Annotated in this window: 10 protein-coding genes; 3 read left to right on the top strand and 7 right to left on the bottom strand. The window is 41.0% G+C overall.

What is annotated here, in order from left to right:
- Nucleotide 1: 1 nt before the first annotated feature.
- The 5 genes from V6E90_RS17895 to efp form a co-directional block, all read right to left on the bottom strand.
- Nucleotides 2-919: a DUF58 domain-containing protein gene (locus tag V6E90_RS17895; RefSeq protein ID WP_332606073.1), complete on the bottom strand. Its 918-nt coding sequence runs from the start codon at nucleotides 917-919 to the stop codon at nucleotides 2-4.
- 14 nt (nucleotides 920-933) lie between these two features.
- Nucleotides 934-1,893 (bottom strand): AAA family ATPase, encoded by a 960-nt coding sequence (locus tag V6E90_RS17890; protein WP_016660556.1) that lies wholly within the window; start codon nucleotides 1,891-1,893, stop codon nucleotides 934-936.
- A 78-nt stretch (nucleotides 1,894-1,971) separates the two neighbouring features.
- Nucleotides 1,972-2,274, bottom strand: coding sequence for a YbdD/YjiX family protein (locus V6E90_RS17885; protein WP_004770453.1), 303 nt, complete (start codon nucleotides 2,272-2,274; stop codon nucleotides 1,972-1,974).
- A 2-nt stretch (nucleotides 2,275-2,276) separates the two neighbouring features.
- Nucleotides 2,277-4,379 carry a carbon starvation CstA family protein gene (locus V6E90_RS17880; protein ID WP_016543146.1) on the bottom strand — a complete coding sequence of 701 codons (2,103 nt, stop codon included), beginning with the start codon at nucleotides 4,377-4,379 and terminating at the stop codon, nucleotides 2,277-2,279.
- 195 nt (nucleotides 4,380-4,574) lie between these two features.
- Nucleotides 4,575-5,144, bottom strand: coding sequence for an elongation factor P (efp, locus tag V6E90_RS17875; protein ID WP_004652839.1), 570 nt, complete (start codon nucleotides 5,142-5,144; stop codon nucleotides 4,575-4,577).
- Nucleotides 5,145-5,501: 357 nt separating this feature from the next.
- Here efp and epmB point away from each other — a divergent pair, with 357 nt between their 5' ends.
- The 3 genes from epmB to V6E90_RS17860 are packed head-to-tail and all read left to right on the top strand — an operon-like array spanning nucleotide 5,502 to nucleotide 10,358.
- Complete coding sequence (gene epmB / locus V6E90_RS17870; protein ID WP_023270105.1) at nucleotides 5,502-6,518, top strand: EF-P beta-lysylation protein EpmB; 1,017 nt, start codon at nucleotides 5,502-5,504, stop codon at nucleotides 6,516-6,518.
- Between the two features lie 13 nt (nucleotides 6,519-6,531).
- A complete protein-coding gene (locus V6E90_RS17865) occupies nucleotides 6,532-8,286 on the top strand; it encodes a hypothetical protein (protein WP_016543144.1) in 1,755 nt (584 codons plus the stop codon).
- Nucleotides 8,268-10,358 (top strand): EAL domain-containing protein, encoded by a 2,091-nt coding sequence (locus V6E90_RS17860; RefSeq protein WP_332606072.1) that lies wholly within the window; start codon nucleotides 8,268-8,270, stop codon nucleotides 10,356-10,358. Before V6E90_RS17865 ends, V6E90_RS17860 begins: the two co-directional genes overlap by 19 nt.
- Before the next feature lie 89 nt (nucleotides 10,359-10,447).
- On the opposite strand, the gene rpmE is transcribed toward V6E90_RS17860, so the two are convergent.
- On the bottom strand, nucleotides 10,448-10,672 hold the full coding sequence (gene rpmE, locus V6E90_RS17855; protein ID WP_005271825.1) for a 50S ribosomal protein L31: 225 nt from the start codon (nucleotides 10,670-10,672) through the stop codon (nucleotides 10,448-10,450).
- A 199-nt stretch (nucleotides 10,673-10,871) separates the two neighbouring features.
- Nucleotides 10,872-11,840, bottom strand: a complete 969-nt coding sequence (locus tag V6E90_RS17850) for a bile acid:sodium symporter family protein (RefSeq protein WP_016660555.1) — start codon at nucleotides 11,838-11,840, stop codon at nucleotides 10,872-10,874.
- Nucleotides 11,841-11,900: the final 60 nt, after the last annotated feature.

Raw genomic sequence — 11,900 nt, 5'->3', positions numbered from 1 at the left:
ACTAAGCCTGCGCCAATAAAAGTTTTGCTTTAATCAACTGGGATTGTCCTTGTCCACGCTCCAAACGTGCCTGCGGTAAAATTAAGGCATAATCATCGCCCAATTGTTCGCATTGCTCGACCAAACCCATCATAAAACTTAATTTATCTTCATGGCTTTGTGCGGGAATCTGCTGATAGTCAATTTCAAGATGCTGGTGATTGGCTTGTGCCTCAAACATTTTGATCAGAAATCCCTGCCCACGTGCAACCTGTTTCCATGCGACATTCTGATAGGAATCACCGTGTTGAAAGCCTCGAAGTTCTTTAAACTCATCTAAACTATCTTGAGCAGAAGTTGCTTGGTTTTTGTGTTCTTTCTGCCAGTCATAGGCTTTGGGGGCAATCCAGACTTTTTGTCTTGGCGATAAATAAGTCCAAGCACGGACTAAACCAAGAGGATAAGTCGAATAAATTTTAATGGTCTCAAATTCATAAAGTCCGCGCTTTTCTGCAATAAAAGGTAATTCAACACTGTGTTGAGTTTGATCGATATAAATCAATTGTTCTCGAGCTTGCCATTGAATTCGTAGATAGCGTGCCGAAGCAACGGATTGCTTAATGAGCAACTTTAAACTGAGCACTTGATCAACCTGCCCCACTTCAGGAGGGACAAGATCGATTTGCAGATCATGTAATTGTTTGAAGGTCAGATAAAAACTAATGCACAGGATGGCACTGATTAAAAAGCAGAACCCTAAAATCAGGTTATTGGCATAGTTAATGCCAGCAATAAAGGTAATCAAAATGAGGATTAAATACAAAAAACCCTGTTTATAGATAAAAACCAATACATCTTTTTGTCGCAAGGTTTTGCTCTGATCCACTTGAAATCGTTTGGCAATCCATTGGCTGAGTTGCTGTTTGAGTCCAGTTTGCATACGTCTGTACTCACTTACAATGCTTCAACCGACTGCAAAATCTGTTTTACCTCCGCATCGCCTAGACCAAGACGATGTGCCGTAACAGCGACAAATACGGTTTGCACATCATCAGTCGTAACAAAGCTGCGTCCTTCAACCAACGCATAGGCTTGTGCTGCGGCCTTTAATGCCAACACGCCACGGGTAGATAAGCCATGTCTTTGCTTACGCGTTTCAGCAGCCAAATCTAAAATATAATTAAGGATGACATCGCTCAAGAAAATCTGCTTTGCCAACTCACGTAAATGTAAAATATCGGCTTGGGTGAAGACCGCATCTAATTGATGAATCAGGACTTGGCGTGAGCTTTGTTGTAACAGTAATTTTTCTGCTTGACGAGATGGATAACCCAGAGACAACCGCATCAAAAAGCGGTCTAGTTGAGACTCTGGCAATGCATAAGTTCCACTTTGAAACAGTGGATTTTGCGTGGCCAACACCCAAAAGGGTTGCGGCAACTCATAATGCACGCCATCTACGGTAACAGCCCCTTCTTCCATCGCTTCAAGTAATGCACTTTGGGTTTTAGGACTACAGCGGTTAATTTCATCAGCAAGTAAGATTTGAGTAAAAACAGGGCCTTGTTTAAACTCAAATACATGTTCTTTTTGATTAAAAATATTGATCCCAATGACGTCGCTGGCCAACATATCATTGGTAAATTGAATACGCTGAAAGTGCAATCCCGCTAGACGCGCCAAGGCACTGGCTAAGGTGGTTTTCCCCAATCCAGGTAGATCTTCAAACAATACATGTCCACCAGCCAATAGACAGGTCAAAGCCAGTTTGGTCTGTTGTGGCTTATCCAAAATCAGCTGATTCACTTCAATTAAAAAGTGTTCAATCTTCTGTGCAAAACTTTGAATATCTTGTTCTAATGCTTGGTTTTGTTGTTTTTTGTGCTGAACCGAAGTCTGCTGCATGCCCCACATCATCCTCTCCCCAAAATAAAACAGTGCATGTTTCAACATACACTGTTTTGTTTTTTTTTCAACGAAATCAATTGATTTCTAACAAGGGCATTTTTTCATATTACCGCCCGCTGAAGGGTAACGCGCATCGATACAATGACGATAAAAAGTCTTGGCGTCCATCGGGGTTAGATCAGGATGATGCGCTTTCATATGCTGCACATAAGTTTCATAATCAGGCACACCAACCATTAGACGAAAACTTTGCTGTAAACGTTGCCATAACACAGCAATCCGTGACCAATTCTTCGGTGATAAAAGCAAATGTTTTTGCGACATGATGGTGAATTTAATAATTTTCACAATCACCGCACTGCCTTGTCGAGCAATTTTAAAGTCCATACTTACTCTCCTTTGATGCTATTCGCAGTCATTGGGGTTTCTGAATAAACAGCTGGTGCTTCGTTCACGGTTGGTGTTGGGCTTGCCAATGCTCTACGTATAATGCCAATCGAAGCAATCACCATCACAATTGCGACGATCATAAAGAAGCCACACAGTGCTGCATTGATCTGATTCGACATCACAATGGTTTGCATTTCAGCAACGGTTTTGGCTGGTGCAAGCACCTCACCACGGGCAATTGCATCCGAGAAACGATTCGCTTGCGCAAGGAAGCCAATTTTTGGATTTTCATGGAAAATCTTTTGCCAACCCGCCGTCATCGAGGTAATGAATAAGAAAATCGTCGGGACAATCGTGACCCAAACATACTTCTCTTTTTTCATCTTGAATAGAATAACTGTACCCAAGATCAAGGCCATGGATGCCAAGATTTGGTTACCAATACCAAATAACGGCCACAAGGAATTAATTCCGCCAAGTGGGTCAACCACCCCTTGGTAAACAAAGAAGCCCCAACCAGCTACCGCGACAAACGTTCCGACCAAATTCCCAAAAAATGAGCTCGATTGTTTAATCGCTGGTACCACGATACCCACAGTATCTTGCACCATGAAACGACATGCACGTGTTCCTGCATCGACTGCAGTCAAAATGAATAAGGCTTCAAACAGAATCGCAAAGTGATACCAAAATGCCATCATTGAGCGGTTGTTGAAAATCTCTGAAATGATATGTGCCATACCAATTGCAAATGTAGGCGCACCACCAGTACGAGACAAGATTGAACTCTCACCGACTTCCTGAGCCAATAAGGTCAACATTTCTGGACTCACCACGAAACCAAGATTACGCACTGCTTCCGCTGCGGTCTCAACCGAGGTCCCTAAAACTGCTGCTGGCGCATTAATCGCAAAGTAAATCCCTGGATCAAGTACTGTCGCACAGATCATGGCCATGATGCCGACAAAAGACTCCATCAACATACCACCATAACCAATCATACGAATATTGACTTCGTTATCGACCAATTTAGGCGTTGTACCAGATGCAACTAAGGCATGGAAACCTGAAATCGCACCACAGGCGATGGTAATAAACAAGAAAGGAAATAAACTACCTGCAAATACAGGACCAGTACCATCAACAAAGTGGGTCACTGCTGGCATTTTCAGATCAGGCATTGCAAAGATAATCCCGATCGCCAAGCCTGCAATCACACCAATTTTAAGGAAAGTCGATAAGTAGTCACGCGGTGCTAATAACAACCAAACCGGTAAAACAGAGGCGATAAAACCATAAATAATTAAGGCCCATGTCAATTGAGTACCACTGAGGGTAAATAACTGCCCCCAATATGGATCTTTTGCAACATCACCACCATAGACAATCGCCGCCATCATTAGTACAAAACCGATGATGGATACCTCTGCAATTTTTCCTGGGCGTAGATAACGCATGTAGATGCCCATGAATAATGCAATAGGAATGGTGGCTGCAATACTGAATACACCCCATGGGCTATGCGCCAAGGCTTTTACGACGACCAATGCGAGTACCGCAAGGATAATGATCATCACACCCAACGTACCCAGCATGACAATCACACCCGCAAAAGTACCGAGTTCCTGTTTCGCCATTTCACCCAAAGAGCGGCCATCTCGGCGCGTTGAGATAAATAGAACCAGAAAATCTTGTACCGCACCCGCAATCACCACACCAACCAAAAGCCAAATCGTTCCAGGTAAGTAACCCATTTGCGCTGCGAGAATTGGACCGACTAAAGGCCCTGCACCCGCAATCGCGGCAAAGTGATGACCGAATAAAACGAATTTATTGGTCGGAACATAATCCAGACCATCAGCAAGGCGATGTGCTGGAGTTAAGCGTTTAGGATTTAATTCAAAAACTTTGTTTGCAATAAATAAACTGTAGAACCGATATGCAATGCTATATACACAGACCGCCGCAAGAACCAACCAGACTGCATTGACATGCTCACCACGGCTAACCGCCAATATCCCAAATGAAATTGCCCCGACGATGGCAACCAAACTCCATAGGAGTTTTGAGGGAAGTGATGACTTTGCTTGTGTTGTCTCCATTCAAAAACCTCTCAAATACATAACGCGTGGTTATTTAGATTTCCCTTTCCATATTTTCTGTAGAAGAAATATCTTTGTAAGTTTACCTTCTAGCTTCAATTATTTATCTAATACTTTGGCATAAAAAAAGGGATGATTGTTTAATCATCCCTTCGATAATTGTATGTCTTGAGTAGCTCTGCCACTCATTCACAATTATGCACGTTCTAGGTAGTCACCAGTACGTGTGTCTACACGAACGCTTTCTTCTTGCTGTACGAATAATGGAACACGTACCACAGCACCTGTTTCAAGTTTCGCAGGCTTACCGCCACCGCCAGAAGTATCACCACGAACACCTGGATCAGTTTCAACAATTTTGAGCACAACGAAGTTCGGTGGGCTTACAGTTAAAGGTACGCCATTGAATAACATGATCGTACATTTTTCATTAGAATCGTCTTTTAACCATTTCGCAGCATCACCCATTGCTGTTTTATCAGCAGCGATTTGCTCGAAAGATACAGGATCCATGAAGTTCCACATTTCGCCATCGTTGTAGAGGTAATCCATTTCAACTTCTACAATATCAGCTGCTTCTAAAGAGTCACCTGACTTGAAAGTTTTTTCTAATACTTTACCAGAGCGAAGGTTACGTAATTTCACACGGTTAAATGCTTGACCCTTACCTGGTTTTACATATTCATTTTCCATGATTGAACATGGGTTGCCATCAAGCATAACCTTAAGGCCTGCTTTAAAATCATTAGTAGAATAATAGGCCATGAAAGGCGCACTCCAAACTTAAAACTCAAATCTTATGGACTTGTTTAACATTCATATCTGGTTGCGACAGAGGAGATTTTTCCGACGATACAAGGCATGGATGGTGAAATTTAGTTATTCTAAATAAACCATACATAACGCAGTAGCGACAAAAAACATCCCTGTCCCGCAGGGTTATGACTAAAATTCCCTCATACTTCGTTATGAAACTTGGCAAGGGAATAGCCATTCCCTGCGTTTCACGCCTCGCCTGATTAAATTTTAACCAATAACGCAACTCATATATGAACGTTAAACAAGCCCCAATGTTAGACTACACGCACAGGTGTGACACTAACACTATTTTTAACGTATGGCATGATAAACTATTTACATCAAGAGCAAAACTGGCAATCACAACTCAGTGATCTAATTACTGATCCTTTAGAGCTGTTAAATCTGCTTGAGTTATCTACCGATCAACTATTATCAGGGGCAATCCTCGCCTCTGAACAGTTTAAATTGCGCGTCCCGCGTGCATTCGTCGGAAAAATGACCGTCGGAGATCCATTCGACCCTCTGCTACTGCAAGTCTTACCACATCATCTCGAACTGGAACAACATCCTGAATTTGTTACTGACCCGCTAGGCGAAGAAGCAGCCAATCAAATGGCTGGGGTTTTACACAAATATCAATCGCGTTTTTTGCTGACCTTAACTGGTGCCTGTGCGATTCACTGTCGCTATTGTTTCCGTCGTCATTTTCCCTATCAGGAGAATCTGCCTAAAAATGACGACTGGATCAATATCAAGCAATATATTGAGCAAAATCCGCAAATCAATGAAGTGATTTTAAGTGGTGGTGATCCACTGACGCTGAACAATCGAAAAATTTCTTTGTGGCTAGAACGTCTAGCATCTCTCCCTCAGATCAAGATACTGAGAATTCATTCACGGGTTCCGATTGTGATCCCAAATCGTATTGATGAAGAGCTTATTTCTATATTAAAAAACAGTAGGCTACGCATTGTAGTAGTGGTACACTCAAACCACGCAGCTGAACTCGATGATTTCACTTGCTCGAAGTTATTACAGTTATCACTTCACCATATTACCGTGCTCAATCAGGCGGTTTTACTCAAAGGTGTGAATGATGCTGCAGAAACTTTAAATGACTTGAGTCTCCGTTTATTTGACGCACGAGTAATGCCCTATTACCTTCATGTTTTGGATAAAGTCAAAGGTGCTCAGCATTTTGATTTAAGATCTTCAGAGATAGATCAAATATACAGTGATGTATTAGCGAGTTTACCCGGATATCTCGTCCCAAAACTCGTCAGGGAAATTGCGGGCGAAAAAAATAAAACACCGCTTTTTGGGGTTCAAACGTTCTGAGATTGATAACACAATGATGAATAATGCTTTTTCGGATATTTTTCAAATTCCAACGGTCTTAAGACGAGACAAACTGAGTTTTTGCGATACCAATTCAAAAAGCCTGAATGAATGGATTTCCAACCTATCCATCATGCAATTGGGCGATACCTCCAAAGCACTGTTTGCTGCTTTATTAGAGCTGAGTGAATTAGAATGTGCTGAAACTTTAAGATTTGATTTAATTCAAGTTCTGCATCCAACCATTGAAAATGTTTTGGGTAGCCTAGAAAAAAACTTTTTTAATCAAGGTGTAATCAGCTCTGACCGTAATGAGCATATCATCGAATTGGCAATGCTATTGCGTTGTTACTTTGCTGCTATTTATATCAATATCGTACGTCGTAGCAATGACCAACTTGATCAACAAAAATTTTCTATTTTCGCCCTAAATCAAAAGAAGAATCTACAAACGGCCAGAACACTTGCGACTTTCCAATCTTTGCAGCAACTGACTCAATTACTCTATCAACAACATATGTTGTATAGCGAGCCTGTTGCAGGACAGTGGTTAATCGCTCATCAACTTTATGATGCTGCTGTAATGCACAAATACCAGCATACTAACGTGGATCAGGCCCAAGGCAAACCAAGCTCCGTCAGCAATATTACTCAAGCCTATGCACAATTGATTTTGATGGATATTTTTAATACCAATCAAATTCGTCAATCTGAAATACAGGCATTATTTCAGTGTAGTTTTGACTGGGCCAAAATGGTTCAAATCTTGGCTAAAGAAACTGATTTAACCAAGTATGTGGTGGATACCAGCAAAGACCATCCACCCATTTATAATAAAAAACAAAGCTCTGGCTTTAATCCGAATATTTTTATCAGTACCCATAGCCTACTCGACCATGTCACGGCAACCTTACACAAAAATGCGGAATATATTTCTAAAAATGAAAAAATTTATTTAACCCCTGCGCTTAAATTTCATGTGCAAACCATCTTAGGCACAACCGCCGAACGCCGTCATGAGCGTTATGAATACTCAGCGCAACTGCATATTTGCTTTGGTTTACTGACGGCACACTTCTATCTATCTAAAGCCAAGAATTTCGCAGAGACTTTATTGCTAGATCATAGTTATGGTCTACAAAATGAATCGAAATTTATGTCTGCTTGGGACAAAAAAAGCGCCTCTGACAATCAAGAGTCTGCGATTCAACGTTTAAGTCGTGAAAGCAAAGCCGTTTATCAAGCAGATATTCTGGATATCAGTGTCAACGGTTATCGTATTAAGTGGTCTGGCGAAGCGCCAAAAAATCTACGAACAGGCGAATACATTTTAGTTAAAGAAACATCACATGGGCATTGGCGTGGAGGCGTAATTCGTTGGCTCAAACAATCGAGCGAGAAAAGTCTGGAACTCGGTTTAGAAGTATTGGCACAAGAGATCTTCCCTTGTGCTGTTCGCATACAGGCGGACCGACATATCAGCAATTATCATCCAACACTTTTATTAAAAAACCAAAATCTGGATGAAACAAAAACAACTTTAATTTTACCAGGTTCACAAATTTTTAGAGAACACCAAGCTGTTCATTTAAGATTGGGGAAAGAGGAAGTCAAAGTGTATTTATTAAACGCACAATTAATTACCCAAAGTTTTGTTCAATTTGAGTTTGAACTGCTAAATGATGAGGAACTACCTGTTCTTCAAAAATATATGGCACAAAAAAATATGGACACAATTGATCAAGATTTATGGGAAGCATTGAAGTGAGAAATTCTTTACTCTCTAAAAAACTCAAACGGACAGAGACCCGTTTACTAATTATCGACGATAACCAACTTCGTTATAATCAGATTGCCGCGATATTTAATGCACAAGATCATCAAATCAAGGCCACCTTATTGGATGATCTTAAAACATTTGAAAAGCAGTTGAATTTACCCTGGGATATTGTGATTTTTGGTCGTGCTTATGACCTAAAAATCGAACAAACCTTATCCTTGATTCAAGCTTCATCACAACCAAGCCTACCCGTGTTGTTACTACAACCTGATGACTATAATGCTGATCAATTTCAGACTTATATTCATAAAGGCATCTATGATGTTTTGAATCTCAAAGTACCTGAAACTTTCTATATCAGCATGATCCGTGCATTGTCTTATAGCCGTCTGGTTCAAGCTGAACACCGCTTGCTAAATGAACTAGAAGCAGCACAAACGCAAGCTCAATCCTTAGTCGCCGAGACGCATAAAGCTGTTGCGATTTTACAAGAAGGTATTCACATCAGTGCCAATACGGAATATGCCAACCTATTTGGATTTGCGAGTGAAGATGAACTGATTGGCTTACCGATCCTCGATGTATTGCAACCAGAAGATTTAGCCCAATTTAAGCTGCGCTTTAAGAAGATTTCTCAAGGTCAGTTTGAGCAAGGGCGTTTTGAGCTACATACCCAAAACCCAACCGTAAAAAACAATCCACTACACATTGAATTTTTACCTTCAGGCAATGAAGAAGAAATTCAGCTCAATATTGAATGCGGATCACCATCTCAAGCGACAACAGTGCCCACAGCCGCCGTTCCATCTGAAAAAGTATCAAGTATCAGTAGCGCGTTACAACAGATTAATCGACAACTGACCAATCATCCAGCCAATGCTAATGCAGTTGTGCTGTTTAGCTTGAGCAGTTGTCCAAATGAGGTTTTTCAAAGTGATTGGCGTAGCACTAAAGCGTATTTTGCCAATATCCAAAACTTCATCAAAGAACAAGTCAGTGTTCCTGTCTATCAAGTTGATAACACCCTCTACGTTGCATTGTTTCAAGCTGAATCTAAGAATGTTTTAAATTCACTGCTGATCGGTTTAAATAGCTTGCAGAAACCACAACTTTTAGCAACCGCTCAACATACCTTCCCTTTGCATCTTAAATTGGGTTATTGCGAGCTTGCACAAGCCATTCCAGATGAGGCTGTTTTTGAGCAAGTCCTAAGTAAAGCATTCACGGCGACTTTACCAGTATTCAATAGTCCGAAAATTGATACTGATATTGGTTTAACAACCGAACACATTCCAACAAAAGTCCAGTTGAGCCTATTACAAGAGCTTAAACAGAAACTGGATGCGGGTGATATCCATCTTAAATATCAACAGCTTTATGATAAACAAGATCAACATACGCATACTTATGAGGTTTCTGGCGGCTTTATCTATAACAATCAATGGCAAGACTTAAGTGATCTGGCTGATCTTAAAGATGATATTGAGCTTTCTGTTCAACTCGATCGCTGGATTTTGGTAGAAGCCTGCAAACAATTGCATAACTTTATTACCCAATATCCGAAGGCCAAACTGATTGTAAATCTAAACCATCACGTGTTATTAAATGATAAAAAATTGCCAGAATTGGTCGCAAAATTACTGACTATTATTGGCAGTAAACAAGCACACCCATTGATTTTGCAATTCTCTGAACAAGCACTGCAACAGAACCTGTCACAAGCACAGCCACAAATTGCCTTACTGCGTCAACATGGCGCTGAAGTTTCGATTCGTGGTTTCGGTGATTCACTCTATAGTGATTCAATGCTGAAGCAGATTGATGCTCAATATTTGAGTCTACATGGCAAATTGACCAAAATGCTCGCCTCTGAAAAAGACATGGCGAACTTACAAGAAAAAATCCTGCATTTTATTGGTCAAAAGCCAGTGGAAATTTTCTTGATGGAACTCAATGATATGAACCTGTTTGCCAATGCCTGGAATGTTGAAGCACGTTTCTTACAAGGAAACTACTTCCAGAAAAAGCTTGATCGCCTAACCGATGTACAAGACCAATAAGGTCTTGTACATCGCAGACTATATACATTATTTATAAAATTATAGGCACAAAAAAACGGGCATATTGCCCGTTTTTTTCTTTCTTGATATTAACGTTTGATAGAACGTGACATACCAGAGAAACGTTGTTTGAATTTGTCGATACGGCCGCCTGTATCCACATTCTTTTGTTTACCAGTATAGAATGGGTGGCAAGCTGAACATACGTCAAGGTAAATTGTTTCTTTACCAAGAGCAGAACGAGTTTCGATTACGTTACCACATGAACAAGTAGCAACTAAGTTTTCATATTTAGGGTGAATATCGGCGCGCATGGTCGATGCTCCTATTTAGTAAGAAAGGCTTAAGCTGTTATCGCAATTGATCACTCTCAATTTGAGGAAAGCAAAGTGTTTTCACACTCGCAGATCAACACCATAACAGACCATTTCTTTTGACCCACCGAGACGCTAACGGTCAGAGCAAAGCCAACAAGTGGCAAGCATTATACGCCAAAAAATTTAATTTTGCGAACTATTCCTGATTTGATTTTGACCAGTGGTTCGCAATCATGCCACAGACCATCAGCTGGATTTGATGAAAAATCATAATCGGCAGCACAATCATCCCTAATGGCTGTCCAATGAACAGGATTTGTGCCATTGGCACCCCGCTCGCCAAAGTTTTCTTGGAACTACAGAAGAAGATCGTGACTTGGTCAGCATGATTAAAGCCCAACCATTTAGGGATATACAAAGCAAGCAGCATCACAATGGTCAATAACACCGAACAGGCAAGCACCAAATACAACAAGGTTAAACCACTGACTTGATGCCATAAACCCGCCACCACGGCACTACTGAATGCCCCATAGACCACCATTAAGATTGATCCCTGATCAAACGCTTTCACAATACTTGGCACTTTAACCATATACGGGAAAACATAAGGTCGAAGCAGTTGACCCAGAATAAAAGGAACCAACAATAACAAAGTGATTTGAATAATTGATTTGGTTGGATCAAAGCCATGTTGACTTTGACCTAAGATAAAATAACTCACCAAAATTGGGGTAATGAACATCCCGATAATATTAGAAAAGGAAGCACTACAGACTGCAGCAGCCACATTTCCCTTGGCCATCGAGGTAAATGCAATAGAGGATTGTACTGTGGATGGCAAGAAGCACATAAACAGGAAGCCCCAATACAACTGCTGTCCTAGCATTGGCTCCAATACAGGTCGAGCGAGTAACCCAATGACAGGGAAAATTGCGAAAGTAAAAGCAAACACCAGCGCATGCATTTTCCAATGCATCATTCCTTCCAGCACCGCCTCACGTGACAGTTTCGCCCCATGTAAGAAGAAAAGTATTGCGATTGCGACGGTGGTGAGAATATTAAAATAATGCGCAATCTGCCCCGAGACTGGCAAGAAAGTCGCCAGCGCTACCATTGCAACCAATAATAGTGTAAAGCGGTCCAATGCCAATAATTTCAACATAACTTATCCCTATCTATTCTCTAAGAACTATAAAGCCCAGTATGACTTGTTGACCATTTG

The organism is Acinetobacter sp. ESBL14 (assembly GCF_036668815.1).
GTDB lineage: Bacteria > Pseudomonadota > Gammaproteobacteria > Pseudomonadales > Moraxellaceae > Acinetobacter > Acinetobacter gyllenbergii.
The sequence above is the reverse complement of the archived record's forward strand: the minus strand, read 5'-3'. Positions and strand labels throughout refer to the sequence as shown.

Bases quoted from the DNA above. Each gene is read 5' to 3' on its own strand.
- V6E90_RS17865 (WP_016543144.1), top strand. From the start codon at position 6,532: ATGATGAATAATGCTTTTTCGGATATTTTTCAAATTCCAACGGTCTTA.
- epmB (WP_023270105.1), top strand. From the start codon at position 5,502: ATGATAAACTATTTACATCAAGAGCAAAACTGGCAATCACAACTCAGT.
- V6E90_RS17860 (WP_332606072.1), top strand. From the start codon at position 8,268: ATGGGAAGCATTGAAGTGAGAAATTCTTTACTCTCTAAAAAACTCAAA.
- V6E90_RS17880 (WP_016543146.1), bottom strand. From the start codon at position 4,379: ATGGAGACAACACAAGCAAAGTCATCACTTCCCTCAAAACTCCTATGG.
- rpmE (WP_005271825.1), bottom strand. From the start codon at position 10,672: ATGCGCGCCGATATTCACCCTAAATATGAAAACTTAGTTGCTACTTGT.
- V6E90_RS17895 (WP_332606073.1), bottom strand. From the start codon at position 919: ATGCAAACTGGACTCAAACAGCAACTCAGCCAATGGATTGCCAAACGA.
- V6E90_RS17890 (WP_016660556.1), bottom strand. From the start codon at position 1,893: ATGTGGGGCATGCAGCAGACTTCGGTTCAGCACAAAAAACAACAAAAC.
- V6E90_RS17885 (WP_004770453.1), bottom strand. From the start codon at position 2,274: ATGGACTTTAAAATTGCTCGACAAGGCAGTGCGGTGATTGTGAAAATT.
- V6E90_RS17850 (WP_016660555.1), bottom strand. From the start codon at position 11,840: ATGTTGAAATTATTGGCATTGGACCGCTTTACACTATTATTGGTTGCA.
- efp (WP_004652839.1), bottom strand. From the start codon at position 5,144: ATGGCCTATTATTCTACTAATGATTTTAAAGCAGGCCTTAAGGTTATG.